The following is a 22,826-nucleotide window of genomic DNA, read 5'->3' as shown; positions in this document are numbered from 1 at the left end:
CTCAATTACTTTGGGTATATATATCCGTATTAAGAATTAAAACCGTAGATTGACGATTCAATCTACGGTTTTAATTTGTTCTCAAGCTTAAAGTATTAAGTTTAAAGTAAAGAGTTCAAGCTTAATGAATACCTTGATGCTGTTTATCTAATTTACGCATTAAAGGTAATACAGCAAGTGCAATAAGCGTACACACTACGGCCGCCATTCCTAGCTTATTAAATAAGCTAGTATAAATATCAAGCGTTTGCAGTGGATCGGTCATATCGCGTGGAATACTGGCAAAGTTTGCCACGACACCACCTAGGTATTGTGAAATACCAGAAGCAACAAAGTAAGCCCCCATCATAAAGCCACCCATACGCTCAGGAACATAGCGAGCAATCATGGCTAACCCAAGACCACTTACTAGTAACTCACCTAGCGAGTAGGCGCTATAACCGGCAATCATCACCCAAGAGCTAGTTTTACCATTGATGGCAAAATTACCAGCGAAGCTATAAATGAAGAAACCAAGAGCTACTACTGCAAAACCTAAAGCAAATTTACCTGCAATCGATAAGTCTTTATTGTTTTTACCTGCTTTTGTATAGATAAGAGCAAGAATAGGACTTAAAATCATGATAAATATTGGGTTTAAAGCTTGGAACTGAGCAGGAGACCAAGTTAATAAATGGGTTCCAAATACTGTGAAGTTCAAATCAACATTACGCAACGCAAACAGAGCCAATGAAGTTGACATTTGTTGGTAGAAAATAAAGAAAAATACGGTTTGTATAATCAAAACTAGGGCAGCAATAAGCCCCGCACGCTCATGTTTTTCACTATTACGGATAAGGTGAGTAAAAATAGCTAGAACTACGATACCCGCGATATAAACGAATAGACGAGCCAGATCTTGATATTCCAGAATTAATGCTGAAAGGCCAACAGCAACGACTGAACCCATTAAAACTAACGCAAGTTTCCCTTTATTTACAGGTTTGGTGTCTGGTTCAGAACCGTATTGTGCTAAAGCATTGCGCATTAAGAAGTAGTTTGCCATTCCGACTAATAACCCCACACAACAAACCGCAAAGGCGGCATGCCAACCAAATTGATTACCATAGTGTTGGTTTACGTAATCTTTGATCCATGGTGTTAATAGCATTGAAAAGGTCGAACCAACATTTACTGCCATGTAGTAAATAGTGAAAGCACTGTCAATTTTTGAATCATCACCTTCATAAATTTTACGAACTAAATTCCCCGCATTAGGCTTAAACATACCGTTACCTACAACGATAACACCTAAAGCAAAAAATAAGACCCAAGTATTATCAGAAGGGATGGTCATTAAAGCATAGCCAAGGGCTAGAATGGCCGAACCAATTAGCATGGTACGTTTTGTACCTAAAACTTTATCCCCAATCCAACCACCAATGGCCGGTGATACATAGATAAGTGCAGCACAAGCGCCCCAAACTAGGTTGGCGCGGCTATCTTCAAAACCAAGTCTCTGGATCATGAAATATACAATTAACGCTTGCATGCCGTAATAGCCGAAACGTTCCCAGAGCTCGATAAGTGAAACAGTCATAAATGACTTGGTTTTACTCACATTTACTTGCTGTGTTGTCATGTGATATGTCCAAATTTAAAATAATTGACCCGTACTCCATTATGTACAATGAGTCATAAATTTTGTTGTGTTTATGCTTTTTTCTAAAAGCTATAATTATTCTGCCCAAATCCATTTGAGAACATATATCCGATATTTTCACATTAGTTTTGCTAATCTAGACGATTGCAGAATCTAATGTAAGCGTTATATATACCCCCCCAAATAAAAAACTACAATGATTTCGATCATCAGACTTAATAACTGACTGTTAACTGAACAAAAAGACATCTATCTGTTATTTGTTACGGTTATATGTAAATGGTAAGTTAATATTTCTATATTTTGTTGGGATTAAGAATACTCATGGTTCTAGGTGGGTTTCTAACTAACAACTGGTAGAATGTGGAGAAATTTGAAAAGGGAAGAACATGAAGTCTTGGTATTTGCTGTATTGTAAACGAGGTGAGCAACAAAGAGCGAAACTGCATTTAGAGAATCAGAGTCTGAATTGCTATTACCCTGAAGTTGAAATTGAAAAAGTTGTGAGAGGTTCACGTAAAACTTTGAATGAACCTTTGTTTCCATCTTATGTTTTTATCCAGTTTGATGAAGAAGTGGGTCCAAGCTTTACGACCATTCGCTCAACTCGTGGTGTCGTTGATTTTGTTCGTTTTGGAGGACTGCCAACAAAAGTGCCAGATACGCTAATTATTGAATTGAAAAAAATTGAAAATCATAATGACGTGGTCTCCACTTTACCTAAAGCTGGGGACGTGGTTCAGGTTAGTGGCGGACAATTTTCTGGCTTTGACGCGATTTACAAAGAATCAGATGGTGAAAAGCGTTCAATTCTACTTGTTACCTTGATAAACCAACAAGTAAAAGTCCAAATAAGTAACAGCGATATTACTTGGGACAGAAACCAATAATAAGTTACATATTCATGGGGGATATGATTTTTCACTGAATTTTTAGTTGAAATAAAAATGACCACGACAATTATTTAATTGTCGTGGTCATTTAATTTTATAGCGTCAGTTTAGCTATGATTAATAAGCGTTATTATGGACCGCTTTAATTGCTCGACCTGATGGATCTGCGTTATTTTTAAATGACTCGTCCCACTCAATCGCAGTTGCAGATGAACAAGCAACAGATGGTCCGCCAGGAACACATTGAGCTGCCGATTCTAATGGGAATAATTCAGCAAAAATTTCACGATACACAAAACCTTCTTTTGTTGTCGGTGTGTTGTATGGGAATTTAAATGCAGCGTTTTCTAGCTGTTGAGCAGTTACTTTTTGTTCGGCTTGCTCTTTTAGTGAATCAATCCAGTTGTAGCCTACACCATCAGAGAATTGTTCTTTTTGACGCCATGCAATAGATTCTGGTAAGTAATGTTCAAAGCATTCACGTAGTACGTGTTTTTCCATCTTTCCATTACCGCACATTTTGTCTGCTGGGTTTAAGCGCATTGCCACATCGATAAACTCTTTATCAAGGAAAGGTACTCTTCCTTCAACGCCCCAAGCCGCTAGTGATTTGTTAGCACGTGCACAGTCAAACATATTAAGTGCTAATAATTTACGCACGGTCTCTTCATGAAATTCTTTCGCATTGGGTGCTTTGTGGAAGTATAAGTAACCCCCAAAGATTTCATCTGCGCCTTCGCCAGACAGCACCATTTTAATTCCCATCGCTTTGATTTTACGCGCTAAAAGGAACATTGGGGTTGAAGCTCTGATCGTGGTGACATCATAGGTTTCAATGTGATAGATAACATCACGAATTGCATCTAACCCTTCTTGAACGGTATAAGTCATTTCATGGTGAACAGTACCCAGCTTATCGGCAACAGAGCGTGCAGCAATAAGATCCGGTGCACCTTCAAGTCCAATCGCAAATGAGTGTAGTTGTGGCCACCATGCTTGAGATTGCTCATCATCTTCAATACGCATTGCCGCAAAACGTTTTGCTACCGCTGAAGTAATTGAAGAGTCAAGGCCTCCTGAAAGTAGTACACCATACGGTACATCAGTCATTAACTGACGCTTAACTGCATCTTCTAAAGCTTTCGTTAGATCTTCTTTACTCGTTAAGTTGCCTTGAACTGCAGCATATTCCATCCAATCACGTTGATAGTAACGAACAGGTTCAGCATCATCTGAGCTATAGTAACTACCAGGAGGGAATTCACTGATCGTTTTACAAACGGGCACCAAAGCTTTCATTTCGGATGCTACATAGTAGTTACCATGTTCGTCATAACCTTGGTAAAGAGGGATGATACCAATGTGGTCACGGCCAATTAAGTATTTGTTTTTTTCTTCGTCGTAAAGAACAAAAGCAAAAATACCATTGAGTTCTTCAAGTAATTCTTCACCTAATTCTTGGTATAAAGCTAAGATAACTTCGCAATCAGAATCTGTTTGGAAGTTAAATTTGTCTGCGTATTTAGCACGGATTTCTTTATGGTTATAAATTTCACCATTGACGGCAAGGATGTGTTTTTTATCGTCGCTGTAGAGTGGTTGAGCGCCACTGTTCAAACCAACAATAGAAAGACGTTCGTGAGCTAAAATCGCATTGTCATTGGCATAAATACCAGACCAATCAGGTCCACGGTGGCGAAGTTTTTTCGACATTTCCAACGCAGTAGAGCGCAGCACTGTTGGATCTGATTTGATGTCTAAGATGCCAAAAATTGAACACATAATTTATCCTTAAATCTATTTGAAATAATATTTTCTCGTTGTTTCCAATTTGCCAGTATCAATAAAAAAAGCAATATAATGTTAATAAAAAAATCATAAAACATGTGAGGCTTTATTTTTTATCTTTTAAATTGTGCATTTTGGTGAATTATATCTATGTTTTGGTTTCTGTTATATGAGCCGTCAACTTAATGCTCTTGCAGGTCTACACTTTTATCCCAGTTACCAACATTCATCTCTTTAAATTGTGGGTTGAGCTTTTCGCAAACGTGACGAGCAAAACCAGCACCTGCCTCGTTATAAATATTAAACGCAGCATCAACACCATTCTCACAGAGTTCGGTTACTTGATCTGAGTATTCAGCAATGGCTGCGATTTGCCCTTGGTAATTCCGAGCTTTGAGTTGCTCTAATGCAAACTGGTTCGCTTGGTGGTGGGGCATGGCTAATAATACGAGTTGCACGTTAGCAATATCTAAAATGCGCTCCCAAAAGTCAGAATCAGTGGCGTCACCTTGTATAACATTACGTCCACTGCTGCGGTGGGTTTGTGCGATATCTTGGCGAGTTTCTATACCTAAACAAATCTTACCGTAGCGGGTACGAATTTCATCATAAGCACCGGTCCCAATTCGACCCATACCTAGAATTAGGACTTGAGCATTTCCTGGGTTGATTCGTTTATCTCGTAAGTTCAATTTTTCATCTGTTTGTTCTTTTAACCAACTAGAGCAATGACGGTAAATCTTATGCCCCATATTATTAATTGGCGCTGAAATGATAAAGGAGAGTGATACAGCAATGGCCAAGGCAGCCATCATTTCGGAGGGTAACCATCCGAGTTTATAAGCAAGGGCGGAAACAATTAGAGCAAATTCGCTAAAGTTGAAAAGAGTTAATGTCGTTAATAATGAGGTTCGGACACGAAATTTGAATAAATTTATGATTAAGAAATAAAAGATGCCTTTGATTGGGAGTAGCAGAAGAAATATGAGTGCCAAGATCGCCGCATCTAAAGTTGGAGCACCTGATAAGCCGATATTTAAGAAGAAGCAAACTAAGAATACTTCTTTAATGTTAAATAAAGATTTAGATAACTCTGAAGCTTTACTATGTCCAGCAAGTAACATACCCAGAATTAAGGCCCCTAGATCTGCTTTCATGCCAACTAAGGTAAACAGACCCGCCCCCATGACTAGAGCCATGAAAAATCCAAATAAGACAAGCATTTCACCATGCCCACACTTGTCTAGTAGCTTGTAAAACATTGGACGAAGGAAAGGAAGGGCGAATAGACCAATGGCATACCATTCTGGAATTTTACCTGTTGATATGGTCAAGAAAAGTACGGCAAAGATATCTTGCATGACTAATATACCAATAGAAATCATGGCATATGTTGAATTCATTGAACCTTTTTCTTCTAACGTTTTAATTGCAAATACTGTACTGGAAAAGGATAAAGCAAACGCGAGTAATAATAATTGTGGCATTTGAATGCTATGGAGTAGGTTAACGCCGATAACTTTTAAGCCCATTAAAATGACAGTAAAAAACAGAGTTGAAGCAATGTTATGTAAAGTTGAACTTGCCCAAATCTCTTTGTTGAGAAGTACTTTTATGTCTAATTTTAGGCCAATGGTAAATAGTAATAACGTGACACCTAAGTTAGATAAGGTCTCGAGTGCAGACGTTGTTTCTATTCCGTAATGTTGCAGAACAAAGCCTGCAATTAAAAAGCCAACAAGAGGAGGAAGATTGAGCCGCAAGGCCATAAAACCAGACACAAATGCAGTGATGATTAAAATAATATTCATATATGACCGTAGATTGGTATTACTGATGAGCTTAGTTAGGTTCGAGTTTGTATTGGAAGTGATGACATCTAAACATGTTATGCAAAAATAACATGTTTAGATGCATTATGCTGTTGTTAATTATTTTCTAGTAGTTTTTGTAATAATACGCCATTTAACATTGCTCTTTTTATCATAGCAAAAGCACCCATGGTTGGTTGGGTATACAATTTTGATTCTACAATCGGCAGATTTTTATGAAATGTTTTTAAAGAATGGTTTTCAATATTACGTTGAATTGCGTGGAATATGATTTCTTTAGATTTTACAATCTCACCTGCAATAATGATTTTTTGTGGATTAAATAAATTAACAGTCATCGCAATAGCTTTACCTAGATGGTTACCCACTCGGGTTAGAGCTTGCGTGGCTAATTCATCACCTCGGTTTGCATGCTCACAAATAGCAGTCATATCCAGTGGCTTTGTATTCGTTAATGAAGATGGGTAGCCTTGGTCTAATCGCGATTGAATATGTGAGATAATTGCTGGGTTAGCAGCTACGGTTTCTAAACAGCCAAAATTGCCACATTGGCATTGCTCGCCCAAAGGTTCAATTTGTATATGTCCAATTTCACCTACATTGCGATTTGTTCCTAGAAATACTTGGCCATTGACGATAATACCTGCGCCAGTACCACGATAAACACTGACTAAAATTGAATCTAGGCAATCCTTGCTGGCACCAAAATAATGTTCAGCTAAGGCTAACCCTCGAATGTCATTACCGACAAATGCTTTTACACCAAAAGTTTCGCTGAGTAGATTCCCGAGAGATAAGTTATCGATATCCGTATTGGGCATGTATTCGACAACGCCAGTTTCAGGATTAACTAACCCCGGGAGAATCAAGCCAATGGCGATGAATTGTTCGATGGTATGGCGATTTTGGTCAATGAAGTTTTGAGTGTATAGAACGATACCATTCAGTAGGTCCTGTTGGTTATCATATTTGAAAAGAGAATGTTGCTGGGCTAATTCATGCCCACTTAAATCATATAAGCTAAATTGAATGTAATCACGGCCTAAGCGAATCGCGACAGAGTGAAAAGGACTGGTTTCTGTCGTTAAAGAGATTGCACGTCGACCACCAGTGGAAGCTTGTTGTGCAACTTCTTTAATTAACCCTTGCTCAATCAATTGGCGAGTGATTTTAGTGACGCTGGCGGGTGCAAGTTGGCTAACATCTGCAACTTGTATCCTCGAAATTGGACCTTGTTGGTCAATTAAGCGATAAACAGCTGCGCTATTGAGTTGTTTTACTAAGTCTACGTTGCCAATTTGTCCGCCATTCATGTCATGTCTGCTCGTATTGTCCGTTCACTATTGTCGCTTTGACTTTGAAGTTACGATCAAACACCGTTAGGTTTGCCACCATCTCAGGTTTGATTTGGCCTAGTTTATTATCCACGCCGATTGCGCGCGCAGGATATAGTGTGGCCATTCGTAGTGCTTCGTCTAAAGCGATCCCTACATGTTCAACTGTATTTTGTACAGCTTCGATCATGGTTAAAGCTGAGCCGCCAAGTGTACCGTTTTCATCAACACACTTACCATCCCGATAGTACACTTTCTTACCAACAAAAATAAAGTAATCCATTTCGGCACCTGCTGGAGCTGTGGCATCCGTCACTAATACTAACTTTTCACCTTTTACTTTATGGGCAATTCTTATATTTGCATAGTCGACATGGAAGCCGTCGGCAATGATACCAGCATAAACTTCGGGTGTATCGTATATGGCACCGACAACACCAGGTTCACGTCCCACCATTGGTGTCATCGCGTTAAATAGGTGGGTGGCGAAACTGATCCCATTCGCAAAACCTTGACGAGCTTCGGCATAAGTTGCATTAGTATGACCAATAGACACAACAATATTTGCATCACGTAGACGTCTAATATGTTCTGGTGAATTCTGCTCAGGCGCTAATGTTACTTTAGCGATTACATCACTATTATCGCAGATTATGTCAATCATATTACTGTCTGATTGTCTAATGAAATCAGGGCGATGAATGCCTTTCTTTAATACATTAAGATAAGGCCCTTCTAGGTGTAATCCTAATGATTGATTTTGGAATTGTTGTTGATAGTCACGCTCAGCTTGAATGGCTTGTTTCATATCTTCGTCGGAAGATGTGATCAAGGTTGGTAAGAAACTAGTGCAGCCTGATTTTAAATTGGCGAGGTGCATAATCTGCATGGTGTCAGCGGTGATTTTGTCATTAAACATGACTCCACCACAACCGTTTAGTTGTAAGTCGATAAATCCTGGGCTTAAAATGTCACCATTTAAGTCAATGGTTTTGATGTCTTTAGGAAGTTCATCTATTTTTACTACAGAATGAATCTTTCCTGCTGCGATCAATACTGCATGCTGAGTAAGCATGTCATGACCTGTATAAATTGTTGCATTCAGCAGAGCGTACATGGGAAATACCCCTTTAATTTATTTAAAATCTTTTTATTGTCAGTTTATTCTTATGTGCAATGAGGTCGGTCATTACAGATTCGTCGGAGAATTAAAACTGGCTCTCTACACTATTATCAACGTTTCGAATTGCACTTAGGGTGAAGTTATTCTCATTGAGATAATAAGATAAACTTATACATTAAGCAGACTTTACTAGCTGCATTAATTGGTATTTGTAATAGTCAAATGATGAAAATTGTTCATTATTTTGAATGATAAAATAAGTTTTGGAAACTATCTAGTCAAAATAAGCTAAATTAGTCGCAATTTAGGCTGGTGGCGTAAATAACTCTTGATTGAGATCACAAATAAGACCGCTTTAATTTGCGGACTAAAATTAATTACATAGACTGTCGTTGTACTAAATTTTTTATTAAAAATAAGTTATAGAGTTCATATCAAATCCTTAGGGGGGAATTACTGTGAATATACTTGGATACGCTCAAAGACTAGGTAAAGCACTGATGCTACCTATTGCAACTTTACCGGTTGCAGCTCTTTTATTACGTTTAGGTCAACCCGATCTATTAGATATCGCATTTATGGCCTCGGCAGGTAATGCGATTTTCAGTCAATTACCTTTGCTATTTGGTTTAGGTATAGCGATTGGCCTTTCTAAAGATGGAGCAGGTGCTGCTGGTCTTGCTGGCGCAGTTGCTTATTTTGTTCTTACAGCAACAGCAAAAAACATTAATGCAGATATCGATATGTCGTTTTTCGGCGGTATCTTTGCAGGTATTATTGCAGGCCATTGCTACAACTCTTTTTATGCTACCCGTTTACCTGAATGGCTTGCGTTTTTCTCGGGCCGCCGTTTAGTTCCTATTATGGCAGGCCTTGTTGCTTTAGTAGCAGGTGCTATTTTCGGTGTGGTTTGGCCTGCAGTCCAACATGGCCTTGATGTCCTTGCTCATGCAATCTCTACATCAGGTGCTATCGGTCAGTTTATCTACGGTACATTGAACCGTGCGTTGATTCCGGTTGGGCTACATCATGTTCTTAACTCTTACTTCTGGTTTGGTATGGGTTCATGCCAAGAAATTATGGTAACGGGTGTTGGTGCATTCTCTAATATTCACCAATTGTGTGTAGACCCTACGGTTGCTAAGTCACTTGTAATTGGTCAAGAACACACATTTACTTTTGCAAATGCAGTAACACCTGAAATCACAGCAGTGGTAAACAGTGTTACCGATACGATTAAAACGGGTGATTTAAACCGTTACTTCGGTGGTGATAAATCTGCTGGGGTCTTCATGAATGGTTTCTTCCCAATCATGATGTTTGGTCTTCCTGGTGGTGCATTGGCTATGTACTTAGCTGCTCCTGCTGATCGTCGTAATCAAGTTGCTGGTGCATTGTTCTCCGTAGCTTTTTGCTCATTCCTGACTGGTATTACAGAACCTCTAGAATTTATGTTCATGTTCTTGGCACCTGGTTTGTATGCTGTTCACGCCGTATTTACAGGTCTATCGTTAGTGGTAGCTAACATGTTTGGTACATTGCATGGGTTTGGTTTCTCTGCAGGTCTTATTGACTTCGTATTGAACTGGGGCTTAGCAACGAAACCAGTGACGCTACTTATTATTGGCTTATGTTTTGGTGCATTGTACTTCTTTACTTTCAGCTTCTTAATTCGTGCGTTCAATATGAAAACACCAGGCCGTGAAGATGAAGAGCAAGCACCGGTAAGCTCTAGTGCAGATAAAGCTAAAGGTGCCGTTGCTCGTCAATACCTAAAAGCGTTAGGTGGACACAGTAACGTAACGACGATTGATGCTTGTATCACTCGACTACGACTAACCTTAGAAGATCGCTCAATTGTTGATGAAGCGGTACTGAAAAGACTTGGTGCGAAAGGTGTAGTGAAACTAGGCGAAAATAACCTTCAAATTATTCTTGGGCCATTGGCTGAGATTGTTGCTGGTGAAATGAAAGAAGTTCCAGTCTCTGATGACTTATCAGATGTCGTTCTTCCATAGTCTGTTTTAAAATACATTAAACTAAGCCCCGAACTCCGGGGCTTTTTTTATGCTTTGAATTTGAGATGAGCTTTGAATTGTCTAGAACTTTATAATATCCATTAAATTGGTTGGAATTAGAAAGAAAATGACGGTTGTTGTTGTGTAAAGGCTCAGAATTGTGGATCATTAGCCTCTATTAAAACACTCTATTATTTTTACTGAGGTACTGTCGATGAGTGAAGTCGAGGCTCGTCCATCTAATTTTATCCGTCAAATTATTGATAAGGATTTAGCCGATGGAAAACACACAGGGATCCATACCCGTTTCCCTCCTGAACCAAATGGCTATTTGCATATTGGCCATGCGAAATCCATTTGCTTGAACTTTGGTTTGGCTCAGGATTATCAGGGGCAGTGTAACCTTCGCTTTGATGATACTAACCCTGCAAAAGAAGATATTGAATACGTTGAGTCTATTAAAGCTGATGTTAAATGGCTGGGCTTTAATTGGGATGGGGATATTTGTTATTCTTCTAATTATTTTGATGCTTTATATTCTTATGCAGTAGAGTTGATTGAAAAAGGGTTAGCTTATGTTGATGAGCTTTCTCCTGATGAAATTCGCGAATATCGTGGCAGCTTAAAGCAACCAGGAAAAAATAGCCCATATCGTTCTCGTAGTGTTGAAGATAATTTAGCCCTCTTCGAGAAAATGCGTGCTGGTGGTTTTGAAGAAGGCAAAGCATGCCTGCGTGCTAAGATCGATATGTCGTCTTCATTCATTGTAATGCGAGATCCTGTTATCTATCGTGTTCGTTTTATTGAACATCATCAAACAGGAAATAAGTGGTGTATTTATCCAATGTACGATTTTACTCACTGTATATCGGATGCATTAGAAGGGATTACACATTCTTTATGCACACTTGAATTTCAAGATAATCGCCGATTATACGATTGGGTTCTGGATAATATTACGATTGAATGCCAGCCGCATCAGTATGAGTTTAGCCGTCTAAATCTTGAATATACCGTGATGTCTAAGCGCAAGCTAAATCAATTAGTAACGGAAAATTTAGTTAATGGCTGGGATGATCCACGTATGCCGACTATTTCGGGTTTACGTCGTCGTGGTTTCACTCCCGGTTCTATTCGTGAGTTTTGTTCACGTATTGGTGTGACTAAACAAGACAATATGATCGAATTTGGTTCTCTTGAAGCTTGTATTCGCGAAGATTTAAATGAAAATGCACCTCGTGCAATGGCAGTACTTGATCCTGTTAAAATTGTGATTGAGAACTTTGAAGATGAAGAAATATTAACAGTTTCAAATCATCCGAATAAACCTGAAATGGGAACTCGTGCAGTTCCGTTTACGCGTGATATTTGGATTGAAGCGGATGACTTTCGAGAAGAAGCCAATAAAAAGTACAAACGTTTAGTATTAGGCAAAGAAGTTCGTCTACGTGGTGCTTATGTTATTCAAGCTAATCGTATAGAAAAAGATAGTGAAGGCAATATCACGACAATTTTTTGTTCTTATGACCCTGATACATTAGGTAAAAACCCTGCGGATGGTCGTAAAGTGAAGGGCGTTATTCATTGGGTATCTGCGAACAAAGGTATCGCTGCGGATGTTCGTTTATATGACCGTCTATTTACGGTGCCTAACCCTGCTGCTGAAGATGACTTTGCTTCAACGATAAATGCAGACTCTTTGATTGTGAAGAAAGCATTTGTTGAACCAAGTTTGGTTGATGCTAATGAAGGCCAAGGTTTTCAGTTTGAACGTACAGGTTATTTTTGTGTAGATGCGAAAGATTCTACTGACGATCAACTTGTATTCAACCGCACGGTTGGTTTACGTGATACTTGGGCAAAAATAGACAATGAATAATACACATTAGTTAAATTAATATTATGCCTCTTCTTAGGGGCTTTTATTACAACTAATGGCTTTATTATTGAGCATCAATAAAAAACGCACCTAACTCGGTGCGTTTTTATTTGTATTGGACTTTTTCTCGCTAAGATTATTATTTGCGTGCTTTATGCGCATCAGGATTGCCTTTACAGCTACCATTTTCACTGCGTCCATAAAGGTATAAGCTGTGGTTTGTTAGTTTTACATTATGTAAAGTGGCAATTTCTTTTTGACGCTCTTCAATCATATCATCTGAGAATTCAATTACTTCCCCGCAATCTAAACAAACGAGATGATCGTGATGATGCTGCGTTGATAGTTCAAAAACTGATTTACCGCCTTCAAAATGGTGACGGGTAACAATACCTGCATCGTCAAATTGGTTTAATACACGGTACACAGTAGCAAGGCCGATTTCTTCACCAAGATCAATAAGCTTTTTGTACAAATCTTCAGCGCTAATATGTTGGCAATCTGGTTGTTGTAATAACTCGAGTATTTTTAAACGAGGCAAAGTGACTTTAAGGCCGGCTTCTTTTAGTGCTTGATTGTTATCGGACATTCTACTTTCCTGTGTGATTCTGCTTGTTATGCAGAAGACATGAATATATTAATGATACGCGAGTCAACATTAACAATAAACCACCTAGTACAAAGAGTTAAGTTTTATGTTGTAATTATGTAGATAGACTCAGATAAACTAAAAAAAGCACCTCACGTGGAGGCGCAGTTTTTATTGTGAGTGAGAGTTAGCCTTCAAGTTCTGCAAGGCACATTTCGTCATATATTTGTTTTGACCAAGCTTTTACTCGGGAATCTGTTAATTCAGGTTGGCGATCTTCATCAATACATAAACCAATGAAATTGTCATCATCAACTAAAGCTTTAGATGCTTCAAATTCATAGCCTTCTGTTGGCCAGTAACCAATGATAGTGCCTGATTTAGCTTCTACGATATCGCGGACAGTTCCCATAGCATCACAGAAATACTCAGCGTAATCTTCTTGATCGCCACAACCAAAGATAGCAACGAGTTTAGTCGAGAAATCAATGCCTTCTAGCTCTGGAAAAAAATCATCCCAATCACATTGAGATTCACCGTAATACCAAGTTGGAATGCCGAGCAGTAATAGATCGAAATTATCAATGTCTTCTTTGCTACTTTTAGCTATATCTTGAACATGAACCAGTTGCTTACCCAGTTCTTTTTGGATCATTTTCGCAACAGCTTCAGTATTGCCAGTATCACTACCAAAGAAGAGTCCTACACTTGCCATAGAATATTACCTATCTATCATGACCGGAAAAGCCGGTATCTATCAAATTTAAAATGAATATTGAGAAAGTAATTTAGCCTAAACTTGTCCCTTCCCAGCTCATTTGTATCAAGCCTTTTGCTATGAAGCCTGCACAACCTAAGAAGAGAACTAACCATACAATTCGACGCCCAAAAACAGGGACATTACCTTGTTTAAGAACATCTTTAATAGCTAACCCAATTAATAAAAAAAGTGCAGCAAAAAAGAAGTCTAATCCAAGTGATTCGATGGTATCTATATGATCATAAAGCATAGGTAGCGTCACTGTTCTTATTTATTGTTGAACTATATCATTATTAGTATTAAAAGATAAGCCGACCCTAATTGTCAATGCGTCTAAATCTCATTTATTTAGTAAAAATCGACGTATCGAACGTAAAACTTCAGCCGGTTTTTCTGCGTGTAACCAGTGCCCAGTGTTGGCGATGATATGCGCTTTACTGTTAGGGAATTGAATTCGGATTTCGTTTTGATATTCGGCTGTAATATAATCCGAATCGGCTCCTTTTAAAAATAATGTTGGTTTCTCAAAAGGTTTAATAGAAATCCAATTTTGAATATTGTCATATTGATTGGTTAAAGCTTGAACATTAAACCGCCACTGCATGTGGTCATCTACAGAATAGAGAGATTTAGCTAAAAATTGGCGGACACCTTCGATCTCTATATGGTTTTCCATAATGGAGAGAGCTTCCCTACGGTTGATTGGTTTCTTAACGATAACCGCTTGTAGGCCAGCAAGTACGTTATCGTGCCTACGTTGGTGGTAGGTGACTGGAGCCATATCAAGAATAACAAGATGATTAATTTTATTTGGAATTATAGCTGCGAGTTTCATGGCTGCTTTCCCTCCCATCGAATGACCAACAACTGAAACTGAACTTATATTGAGCTGATCCAGTAATTGCACTATGTCAGAGGCCATGGCGTCATAATTCATTACTTCTGAATGAAACGATCGACCGTGGTTACGTAAATCAATATTTATTACCGTGTGATCGCTACGTAGATCTCTTGCTAATACACCTAAGTTATCAGCGCTACCAAATAAACCATGGATAAGGAGGATACATGGGCCTTGACCTTCTACTGTGTAATGCAATAAAGGTGCTGAAGTCGTAGACATGTGCTTTACCTATTGAGATGAAAAGAATGAAAGTGACACTGATGCCGCGAGTGGTCGCATGATTAATACACTATAATATTTTGTTTTTATTGGTAATAGTTGAATATATTAATTAATGTGAGTGTTATTTTGCCCTTAATATAACTGAGAATTAATATTCAGATAAATAGGCTAGACTGAAATTAGAATAAAAAGATTTATAGATAATCTTGAAGCGTTAAGAATACCAACAAATCGAATAATAATACTCTTAATTGATAGGACGTTATATGCGAACGAAATTATTAGCAATGGTAGCATTGTTGTTACCTCTATCGACTTTAGCCACGACGCTACCGAAAGAAAAAGAGAGCGTCGTGGTATTTTGTTCGACGTGCCATGGCGTCACCGGCGTATCAACTCTCGACCATATCCCTAATTTATGGGGGCAATCTCAGCAGTATTTACGTGAACAGATTGAAAATTTCCGGGATAAAAAACGCCATACTACTTTCATGGATGCCTTTATATATCAAATATCTGATGAGCAAATTGAGCAGGTGACGAAGCATTATTCTTCATTGCCAGCTGCTGATACCTTTAAATTGCAATGGCGTGGTGATAAGTGGCCTGGAGACATGAAGTTAGGTGAGAAAATTGCTTATATTGGAAAAGAGGAAGCAAATATTCCAGCCTGTGTAAGTTGTCATGGACCAAATGGTGTTGGGGTTAAACCTTTTCTACCTAGAATTGGCGGACAAAACTTTGCCTATCTAGTGAATCAAATGAAATCGTGGAAGACAGATGCTCGTCCTCCGGGTGAAATGGCGATTATGGGACCGATTGCAAAAGGATTAACTGATGATGAAATTAATGCAGTAGCAGAGTATTTCTCTCATCAAGGCACGCCTGTTAATAAGACTGCGGAGGTGAAAAAATGAAACACATCATTCTGATTGTCTCAATGCTGGGTTCTGCGGTATTAAGTAGTTCAGCATGGGCGGCTAGCAATAAAGACCTCGCCAATGTTGAACCAGGAAATACTTTATCTCAAGGTGAAGAATATCATAAAGCCCCTGATTGGAATGCTTTGCCTGAAGCCCATTTTGGTGAAGCGGTTAAACGTGGATATTCGATTTTTATGAATACCCAACAAGTAAAAAAACAAGGGTTTGTGGGTAATGGGCTAAATTGTACTAACTGTCATTTAGAGGGAGGTCGAATTGCTAACTCTTCTCCAATGTGGGCCGCTTATGTTTCTTATCCAGCTTATCGTGGTAAAAATAATAAAGTAAATACTTACGAAGATCGTTTGCAAGGTTGCTTTGCGTATTCAATGGATGGCCAAGCACCAGAGGCTGTAAGCCAAACCATTCGAGATATTACGGCTTATTCTTATTGGCTTGCCACGGATGCAAAAGTTAACCCTAAACTACCAGGGAGAGGTTTTCCTGCTTTAGTTGCAGCGCAAAAACCGGCAGATTTTGACCGCGGTAAAGAAGTGTATGCCGAAAACTGTGCGATGTGCCATGGTGACAATGGAGAAGGACGTAAGGTTGCCGATCGTTATGTATTCCCACCATTATGGGGGAAAGACAGTTATAACTGGGGAGCTGGCATGCATAAAATTGATACTGCTGCGAGCTTTATCAAAGCTAATATGCCTTTAAGTAAAGCTAATACCTTGACTGATCAGCAAGCTTGGGATGTCTCCATGTTTATTAATAGCCATGAGCGTCCACAAGATCCAAGGATGACTAAATCAGTAGCCGAAACGGCGAAAAAATTTCATGGTAAAGGTTCGCAATATGGGCTTCCTTCACCATTAGATAAACATATATTAGGCACTAAAGCTTATTGAATGTATCGGTTATGTAATAAAGAGTCTGATAATGTCAGACTCTAAAGCTTAAATTCTAATGCACAGTGATCCAATCGATCCTTTTTCTTATGTCTTGTTCTTAATTGGCGTAGAGAATCGAGCTAGATAAGGGTATAATCATGTCAGAGTTAATTGATTGAGATTGTGAAAAGCACATGAAAACCATTGAAGTAGATGAAGAGCTATATCGTTATATCGCGAGTCAAACCCAACATATTGGTGAGAGTGCCTCGGATATTTTACGTCGACTTTTAATCGGTGATCAGCAAGGATCGCAAAACGTTGTTGCTAAAAAAATGGCGGGTAACGAAACTAAGAAAGCATCTGTTGCTGTAGAAGTTATCGATAAAGTAAAAACCATGCGTTCATTACTCATTTCAGATGAGTTTGCAAATAAAGACAAAGCGATTGATCGCTTTATGTTGATTTTATCTTCTCTTTATCATATTGAAAAAGAAAGTTTTTCTGAAGCAGCAAAGGTTAAGGGACGCACGCGAGTTTACTTTGCTGATAATGAGCAAACTTTATTAGCAAGTGGTAAAACGACTAAGCCGCGATCGATTCCTGATACGCCATTTTGGGTTATTACCAACAATAACACCAACCGTAAAAGGCAGATGGTGCAACAGCTTATGACTCAAATGGGCTTCCAGGCTGACGTAATTGAAAAAACTTGTAACGCCATCTAGCTTTACGAGAGTATAGAATTAATAAAAACCTCATAATATTGGTAACACGTATTATGAGGTTTTTTCGTTTTTTGATTTAAACTTTAAAAGGATTGTTTCCATGGCTATTCATCCTCGAGCTGGTACCAAAGCACTACCTGAAGATTTGATTAATATTTCAGCCTTAGTATGTGATTATTATATGATTGAACCTGAAGCGGGGAATGATACTCATCGCGTTCAATTTGGCACATCGGGTCATCGAGGTTCCTCATCAAAATCGACGTTTAATCAAATCCATATTTTAGCTATTGCGCAAGCAGTGGTAGACGAGCGCAATCGTGCTGGATTAACTGGGCCTCTATTTGTAGGGAAGGATACCCATGCTTTATCCGAACCTGCTTGTCGTACAGTGTTGGAAGTATTGGTTGCAAATGGTGTTCAAGTTATAGTTCAGACAGACAATGGCTTCACGCCAACTCCTGGTATTTCACATGCGATTTTGACTCATAACTTAGTTCATATTGATAAAGCTGATGGGATTGTCATTACGCCATCTCATAACCCACCTCAAGATGGTGGCATTAAATATAATCCAAGCCATGGTGGTCCTGCTGAAGGGGAGATAACGCAACGGATTGAAGATGACGCCAATCAATATATTGCGAATGGATTACAAGGTGTTAAGCGCATCAGTTTAATCACTAGTGCCTCCCATACCATAGAAGAAAAAGACTTAGTTCAACCATATGTCGATGATTTAATTAATGTTGTTGATATGGATGTAATTAAAAAGTCAGGTTTGAAGATTGGTATCGATCCATTAGGTGGTGCGGGGATTGAGTACTGGCGTCGAATTGCCAACACTTATCAGCTTGATATGACTCTCGTTAATAAAACCGTTGATCCATCATTTCAGTTCATGACTCTGGATAGAGACGGAGTGATTCGTATGGATTGTTCCTCTCCATATGCAATGGCAAGTTTACTGTCGTTAAAAGATGATTATGACTTAGCCTTTGCCAATGATCCGGATTATGATCGTCATGGTATTGTGACGCCAGAAGGGTTAATGGATCCAAATCATTATTTAGCTGTATGTATTGATTATTTATTCCGTCACCGCGAAGGTTGGAGTGAAAATGTTCAAGTGGGTAAGACCTTAGTTTCAAGTGCGATTATTGATCGTGTGGTAGCCGATTTAGGCCGCGAGCTATGCGAAGTACCAGTTGGGTTCAAATGGTTTGTTGATGGCTTATATGAAGGGCGCTTTGGTTTTGGCGGTGAAGAAAGTGCTGGAGCCTCATTTTTACGTAAAGATGGCACTCCTTGGTCAACGGACAAGGATGGGATTATTTTATGCCTATTAGGCGCAGAGATCACTGCAGTTACAGGAATGAATCCGCAACAGTATTATAACCAATTGGCTGCTAAACATGGCGCATCAGAATATAACCGTATTCAAGCTATCGCCAATGTAGCGCAAAAAGAAGTACTCAAAAACATGTCAGCTGAGATGATCAGTGCTAATGAGTTAGCAGGGGAAACGATTACTGCCCGCTTAACCCATGCTCAAGGTAATGGTGCCGCAATTGGTGGCTTGAAAGTAACGACTGAAAATGGTTGGTTTGCTGCTCGCCCGTCGGGTACTGAAGATATTTACAAGATCTATTGCGAAAGCTTTAAAGGCAAAGAACATTTGAAGTTGATAGAGCAAGAAGCGCAAGAAATCGTTAATCAAGTGTTTAAAAATGCAGGCTTGTAACAGAGAAAATACAATAGAAAGTTGAGGCTACTGAGCTCAAGAGCCGAAAAATCAAAGTCAAAGCATAGAGCCGAAAGTAAAAAATAAAGCTTGATACTGATTCTTAAGTATCGAGCTTTTTTATTTTAACCATGTGGCCAAGTATCAGGGAGTAGAAACCAAAACTGACCAGACTCTGCTTGGCAGTGTACAAATTGTTTACTTGATTCGGTCAGTATTGTGCTTGATTCATCTTTTCCTGTTAACCACTGTCCTTTTCTTAAAATATACAGAGGCTCATTGATTAAGTGCCGTTCGCTATAGAAACACCAGTAACCGTTAATTTGGCTAGTATCAATTTTATGAGTCAATACTTTTGTAGGAATCTCCTGTTGTTGGAAAGGGTTGGTGTATAGTCTGCCCTGTAATAGTAGCTTTTGGCTAAGGATATCAAGCTCGGGATATTGATTTTTAAAACATTCATGCTGTGACATGGCAAGTTGATGAGTCAGCATATGTTGGAGTTTTAAATCTAAGCGATCTTGGCTATTTGGCCCATACCATAATCCGTCAAATAATAGGTAAAACTTGATTGCTACCTCCCAATGTTCAGTTGTTTTGGTTGGAAGGTGTTCAATAATGAAATCAATAGCTCCTATGGTACGCCCGTTGTGATTAAGCTGTATTTCATCTGCAATGACGTTGTAGTCAGGATGAGCTTGGAAGTGTTGTAAGCATAAATGCTGATACCAAAAACCAAGCCGATAATTACCAGAATAAGGAAGAGGTATAGCGGTTTGAGCCTTGATAAAAGGAAGTTCGGCTAAAGGTGAGTCATCTGGTTTGATTAGTGGGGGAGTAAGCGCAATCCAGTTACTAATTTGTTTGAAAAGTTTATCTTGCTCTTGAGTGCTGATCTCGTACTTAATTTCTGGCATGGTAACGTATATCCTTACTTTGCTTGGTTCTTAGTCTTTTGATTTATTCGTTGTGATAAATCGAAGTGCTATTTTCCTGAAAAGATATCACCATATTACAAAGGGCTACCTCATATGAATAATTTACAGCTAGAGCAACTTTTAAATCAAACTCTATCACCGCAGCTGGTAAAAGACTATTGTCCGAATGGATTACAAGTGGAAGGTAAACCAGAAGTATCCGTTATTATTACTGGTGTTACTGCCTCACAAGCATTAATCGATGTCGCTATTGCAAAAAAAGCAGATGCTATCCTTGTTCATCATGGTTATTTTTGGAAAGGTGAATCTGAGGCTCTTCGAGGTATGAAAGGATCCCGAATTCGTAGTTTGATCAAAAATGATATCAATTTATATGCTTATCACTTGCCCCTCGATATTCATCCTAAACTCGGTAATAACGCACAATTAGCGTCATTATTAGGTATTAAAATGCTAGGTGGCTTAGAGGCTCAGCCACAATCAGTTGTTATGCACGGGGAGTTTGAGACTGCTTTAATGGGTAGTGAACTTGTTAGTCGTATTACTTCAGTTTTGGATCGTGTGCCTTTGCATATTCCACCAGAACCACCGCTATTAGATAAAAAAATAAAAACAATTGGTTGGTGTACCGGAGGCGGCCAAGATTATTTAGAACTGGCGGCAAATTATGGGTTAGATGCTTTTATTTCAGGTGAAATTTCAGAAAGAACAACTTATATAGCTCGAGAATTAGGTATTCACTATTTTGCAGCTGGTCATCATGCAACAGAGCGTTACGGGGTTAAAGCATTAGGGGAGTGGTTATCACAACATAATGATTTTAATGTTGAATTTATTGATATTGATAATCCGGTTTAATATCTTCTCAAGAAAAGAAAAGAAAAGAAAAGAAAAGAAAAGAAAAGAAAAGCGAGTCACTTTTATTTTAGAGTGACTCGCTTTTTTATGCCTTACTAGAAACGAGTACTATTCTCTTTCATGAATTGGTTGGAATTCACGCTGCTCTTTACCAGTATAAAGTTGACGAGGACGACCAATACGGTTGGTTGGATCATCGTGCATTTCATTCCAGTGAGCAATCCAGCCGATAGTACGAGAAATTGCAAAAATAACGGTAAACATTGAAATAGGAATACCAATTGCTTTTAGGATTATACCTGAATAGAAATCAACGTTCGGATACAATTTCTTCTCAATGAAGTACTCATCAGAAAGTGCAATACGTTCAAGTTCCATTGCAACATCTAATAAAGGATCTTCGATGTTAAGTTCTTTCAGAACATCATGACAGGCTTCACGCATAACTGTAGCTCGAGGATCGTGGTTTTTATACACACGATGTCCAAAGCCCATTAAGCGGAATGGATCATCTTTATCTTTTGCTCTAGCTACATATTCTTCAATGTTATCAACACTGCCAATCTCTTCAAGCATACGTAAACATGCTTCGTTAGCACCGCCATGTGCTGGCCCCCAAAGTGAAGCAATACCTGCAGCAATACAAGCAAATGGGTTAGCACCTGACGAGCCAGCTAAACGAACAGTTGATGTAGAGGCATTTTGTTCATGATCAGCATGGAGTGTGAATATTTTATCCATAGCATGTGCAACAGTAGGATTAACCACATACTCTTCACACGGGTTGGCAAACATCATATGCAGGAAGTTACTTGCGTAGTCTAAATCGTTACGAGGATAGATGAACGGTTGACCAATCGAGTACTTGTAGCACATGGATGCCAATGTAGGCATTTTGGAGAGTAGACGGAAAGCCGTGATTTCACGATGAGTCTCATTGTTGACATCGAGCGCGTCGTGGTAGAAAGCCGCCAAAGCACCCACAACACCGCACATAACGGCCATAGGGTGTGCATCACGACGGAAACCATGGAAGAAGCTCGCAATTTGCTCATGGACCATTGTGTGATCAGAAACTATTTTTTTGAATTTTTGATATTCAACACGAGTTGGGGCTTCGCCGTAAAGTAAGATATAGCAGACTTCTAAGTAATCAGCATTGTTGGCAAGCTGATCGATTGGAAATCCACGATGCAGAAGAATCCCTTTACCACCATCAATATAAGTGATTTGAGATTCACAAGACGCAGTAGCAAGAAAACCTGGGTCAAAAGTGAAATACCCACTGGCACCTAGTTTACGTACATCAATAACATCTGGACCTTCTGTTCCAGTTAGAATTGGGAGTTCAATAGGTGCTTTACCTTCGATATGAAGGGTCGCTTTCTTATCCGCCATGACATTCTCCTTTGTTTATTATTATCCATCCAGGATATTTGTGTGTGGTTTTTGTACTTAGATTCGGCTTTAAAGTCAATTTTTCTACTCAAATTTGTGTGTTAGTTTTCATTTTTCACATGGAAAAAGTTAAAAATATGTTCTATGTAGCATATTTTGTTACATCAATTGAAATTATGTGTTGCCAGTCGTATAGTACAACTGAAAATTTCAGTTAACACCTTATGTTATCAAGGGTTTGGGTTCGATTCCTTGGTGGTTTGAAAGTGTGGTTTTCGACGATTTCATAAATATTTTGGGAGTTTATGAAAAAAGTTGTTAATTAATTACTACTTTAAGGCGTTTCACTGATCTATG

General features: G+C 38.8%; 19 protein-coding genes. 8 read left to right on the top strand and 11 right to left on the bottom strand.

All coding sequences use genetic code 11. The features are described 5' to 3' along the window. Nucleotides 1-121: 121 nt before the first annotated feature. A complete protein-coding gene (locus tag HC725_RS01075; protein WP_190329908.1) occupies nt 122-1,621 on the bottom strand; it encodes a peptide MFS transporter in 1,500 nt (499 codons plus the stop codon). 410 nt (nt 1,622-2,031) lie between these two features. Here HC725_RS01075 and rfaH point away from each other — a divergent pair, with 410 nt between their 5' ends. Further along, nucleotides 2,032-2,532, top strand: coding sequence for a transcription/translation regulatory transformer protein RfaH (rfaH, locus tag HC725_RS01070; RefSeq protein WP_190329907.1), 501 nt, complete (start codon nt 2,032-2,034; stop codon nt 2,530-2,532). Nucleotides 2,533-2,652: 120 nt separating this feature from the next. Here rfaH and asnB read toward each other — a convergent pair whose 3' ends face one another. From asnB to nagA, 4 genes are all read right to left on the bottom strand, one after another. Then, nucleotides 2,653-4,317, bottom strand: coding sequence for an asparagine synthase B (asnB, locus tag HC725_RS01065; RefSeq protein ID WP_190329906.1), 1,665 nt, complete (start codon nt 4,315-4,317; stop codon nt 2,653-2,655). A gap of 188 nt (nt 4,318-4,505) precedes the next feature. After that, nucleotides 4,506-6,134, bottom strand: coding sequence for a cation:proton antiporter family protein (locus HC725_RS01060; protein ID WP_190329905.1), 1,629 nt, complete (start codon nt 6,132-6,134; stop codon nt 4,506-4,508). Between the two features lie 116 nt (nt 6,135-6,250). Continuing rightward, complete coding sequence (gene nagC / locus HC725_RS01055; RefSeq protein ID WP_190329904.1) at nt 6,251-7,468, bottom strand: DNA-binding transcriptional regulator NagC; 1,218 nt, start codon at nt 7,466-7,468, stop codon at nt 6,251-6,253. Between the two features lies 1 nt (nt 7,469). Further along, nucleotides 7,470-8,606: an N-acetylglucosamine-6-phosphate deacetylase gene (gene nagA, locus HC725_RS01050; RefSeq protein ID WP_190329903.1), complete on the bottom strand. Its 1,137-nt coding sequence runs from the start codon at nt 8,604-8,606 to the stop codon at nt 7,470-7,472. 464 nt (nt 8,607-9,070) lie between these two features. On the opposite strand from nagA, the gene nagE reads away from it, so the two are divergent. Together nagE and glnS are read left to right on the top strand one after the other, a co-directional pair. Continuing rightward, nucleotides 9,071-10,630, top strand: coding sequence for an N-acetylglucosamine-specific PTS transporter subunit IIBC (nagE, locus tag HC725_RS01045; RefSeq protein WP_190329902.1), 1,560 nt, complete (start codon nt 9,071-9,073; stop codon nt 10,628-10,630). A gap of 214 nt (nt 10,631-10,844) precedes the next feature. After that, nucleotides 10,845-12,509: a glutamine--tRNA ligase gene (glnS, locus tag HC725_RS01040; RefSeq protein ID WP_190329901.1), complete on the top strand. Its 1,665-nt coding sequence runs from the start codon at nt 10,845-10,847 to the stop codon at nt 12,507-12,509. A 139-nt stretch (nt 12,510-12,648) separates the two neighbouring features. Here the strand turns inward: glnS and fcrX are convergent, their stop codons facing one another. From fcrX to HC725_RS01020, 4 genes are all read right to left on the bottom strand, one after another. Beyond that, nucleotides 12,649-13,098: a ferric iron uptake transcriptional regulator FcrX gene (gene fcrX / locus HC725_RS01035; protein WP_190329900.1), complete on the bottom strand. Its 450-nt coding sequence runs from the start codon at nt 13,096-13,098 to the stop codon at nt 12,649-12,651. Between the two features lie 187 nt (nt 13,099-13,285). Beyond that, nucleotides 13,286-13,813: a flavodoxin FldA gene (fldA, locus tag HC725_RS01030; protein WP_190329899.1), complete on the bottom strand. Its 528-nt coding sequence runs from the start codon at nt 13,811-13,813 to the stop codon at nt 13,286-13,288. Nucleotides 13,814-13,886: 73 nt separating this feature from the next. Then, the gene (locus HC725_RS01025) at nt 13,887-14,108 is read right to left on the bottom strand and encodes a DUF2788 domain-containing protein (protein WP_190329898.1); all 222 of its coding nucleotides are present in this window, start codon (nt 14,106-14,108) and stop codon (nt 13,887-13,889) included. 90 nt (nt 14,109-14,198) lie between these two features. Then, a complete protein-coding gene (locus HC725_RS01020; RefSeq protein WP_190329897.1) occupies nt 14,199-14,981 on the bottom strand; it encodes an alpha/beta fold hydrolase in 783 nt (260 codons plus the stop codon). Nucleotides 14,982-15,250: 269 nt separating this feature from the next. Here HC725_RS01020 and HC725_RS01015 point away from each other — a divergent pair, with 269 nt between their 5' ends. From HC725_RS01015 to pgm, 4 genes are all read left to right on the top strand, one after another. Then, the gene (locus tag HC725_RS01015) at nt 15,251-15,901 is read left to right on the top strand and encodes a c-type cytochrome (RefSeq protein ID WP_190329896.1); all 651 of its coding nucleotides are present in this window, start codon (nt 15,251-15,253) and stop codon (nt 15,899-15,901) included. Beyond that, nucleotides 15,898-16,821, top strand: coding sequence for a c-type cytochrome (locus HC725_RS01010; RefSeq protein WP_190329895.1), 924 nt, complete (start codon nt 15,898-15,900; stop codon nt 16,819-16,821). The genes HC725_RS01015 and HC725_RS01010 overlap by 4 nt, the downstream gene beginning before the upstream one ends. Nucleotides 16,822-16,997: 176 nt before the next feature. Further along, complete coding sequence (seqA, locus tag HC725_RS01005) at nt 16,998-17,531, top strand: replication initiation negative regulator SeqA (RefSeq protein ID WP_190329894.1); 534 nt, start codon at nt 16,998-17,000, stop codon at nt 17,529-17,531. Between the two features lie 100 nt (nt 17,532-17,631). Then, nucleotides 17,632-19,275 (top strand): phosphoglucomutase (alpha-D-glucose-1,6-bisphosphate-dependent), encoded by a 1,644-nt coding sequence (gene pgm / locus HC725_RS01000; RefSeq protein WP_190329893.1) that lies wholly within the window; start codon nt 17,632-17,634, stop codon nt 19,273-19,275. A 125-nt stretch (nt 19,276-19,400) separates the two neighbouring features. Here the strand turns inward: pgm and HC725_RS00995 are convergent, their stop codons facing one another. Further along, entirely contained in the window at nt 19,401-20,192 is a 792-nt protein-coding gene (locus HC725_RS00995; protein WP_190329892.1) for a DUF1853 family protein, read from the bottom strand. 114 nt (nt 20,193-20,306) lie between these two features. Between HC725_RS00995 and HC725_RS00990 the strand changes: the two genes are divergently transcribed. Next, nucleotides 20,307-21,071, top strand: coding sequence for a Nif3-like dinuclear metal center hexameric protein (locus tag HC725_RS00990; RefSeq protein ID WP_190329891.1), 765 nt, complete (start codon nt 20,307-20,309; stop codon nt 21,069-21,071). A gap of 108 nt (nt 21,072-21,179) precedes the next feature. On the opposite strand, the gene HC725_RS00985 is transcribed toward HC725_RS00990, so the two are convergent. Further along, nucleotides 21,180-22,469 (bottom strand): citrate synthase, encoded by a 1,290-nt coding sequence (locus HC725_RS00985; RefSeq protein ID WP_190329890.1) that lies wholly within the window; start codon nt 22,467-22,469, stop codon nt 21,180-21,182. Nucleotides 22,470-22,826 lie beyond the last annotated feature (357 nt).

Origin of the sequence: Vibrio sp. S17_S38, from assembly GCF_014694375.1 — a bacterium.
Taxonomy (GTDB): Bacteria; Pseudomonadota; Gammaproteobacteria; order Enterobacterales; family Vibrionaceae; genus Vibrio.
This window is presented reverse-complemented; position numbering and strand designations above follow the sequence as displayed.

What these genes read in the sequence shown, in the direction of transcription:
- HC725_RS01075 (WP_190329908.1), bottom strand. Translation starts at nt 1,621, where the DNA reads ATGACAACACAGCAAGTAAATGTGAGTAAAACCAAGTCATTTATGACT.
- rfaH (WP_190329907.1), top strand. Translation starts at nt 2,032, where the DNA reads ATGAAGTCTTGGTATTTGCTGTATTGTAAACGAGGTGAGCAACAAAGA.
- asnB (WP_190329906.1), bottom strand. Translation starts at nt 4,317, where the DNA reads ATGTGTTCAATTTTTGGCATCTTAGACATCAAATCAGATCCAACAGTG.
- HC725_RS01060 (WP_190329905.1), bottom strand. Translation starts at nt 6,134, where the DNA reads ATGAATATTATTTTAATCATCACTGCATTTGTGTCTGGTTTTATGGCC.
- nagC (WP_190329904.1), bottom strand. Translation starts at nt 7,468, where the DNA reads ATGAATGGCGGACAAATTGGCAACGTAGACTTAGTAAAACAACTCAAT.
- nagA (WP_190329903.1), bottom strand. Translation starts at nt 8,606, where the DNA reads ATGTACGCTCTGCTGAATGCAACAATTTATACAGGTCATGACATGCTT.
- glnS (WP_190329901.1), top strand. Translation starts at nt 10,845, where the DNA reads ATGAGTGAAGTCGAGGCTCGTCCATCTAATTTTATCCGTCAAATTATT.
- fcrX (WP_190329900.1), bottom strand. Translation starts at nt 13,098, where the DNA reads ATGTCCGATAACAATCAAGCACTAAAAGAAGCCGGCCTTAAAGTCACT.
- fldA (WP_190329899.1), bottom strand. Translation starts at nt 13,813, where the DNA reads ATGGCAAGTGTAGGACTCTTCTTTGGTAGTGATACTGGCAATACTGAA.
- HC725_RS01025 (WP_190329898.1), bottom strand. Translation starts at nt 14,108, where the DNA reads ATGCTTTATGATCATATAGATACCATCGAATCACTTGGATTAGACTTC.
- HC725_RS01020 (WP_190329897.1), bottom strand. Translation starts at nt 14,981, where the DNA reads ATGTCTACGACTTCAGCACCTTTATTGCATTACACAGTAGAAGGTCAA.
- HC725_RS01015 (WP_190329896.1), top strand. Translation starts at nt 15,251, where the DNA reads ATGCGAACGAAATTATTAGCAATGGTAGCATTGTTGTTACCTCTATCG.
- HC725_RS01010 (WP_190329895.1), top strand. Translation starts at nt 15,898, where the DNA reads ATGAAACACATCATTCTGATTGTCTCAATGCTGGGTTCTGCGGTATTA.
- seqA (WP_190329894.1), top strand. Translation starts at nt 16,998, where the DNA reads ATGAAAACCATTGAAGTAGATGAAGAGCTATATCGTTATATCGCGAGT.
- pgm (WP_190329893.1), top strand. Translation starts at nt 17,632, where the DNA reads ATGGCTATTCATCCTCGAGCTGGTACCAAAGCACTACCTGAAGATTTG.
- HC725_RS00995 (WP_190329892.1), bottom strand. Translation starts at nt 20,192, where the DNA reads ATGCCAGAAATTAAGTACGAGATCAGCACTCAAGAGCAAGATAAACTT.
- HC725_RS00990 (WP_190329891.1), top strand. Translation starts at nt 20,307, where the DNA reads ATGAATAATTTACAGCTAGAGCAACTTTTAAATCAAACTCTATCACCG.
- HC725_RS00985 (WP_190329890.1), bottom strand. Translation starts at nt 22,469, where the DNA reads ATGGCGGATAAGAAAGCGACCCTTCATATCGAAGGTAAAGCACCTATT.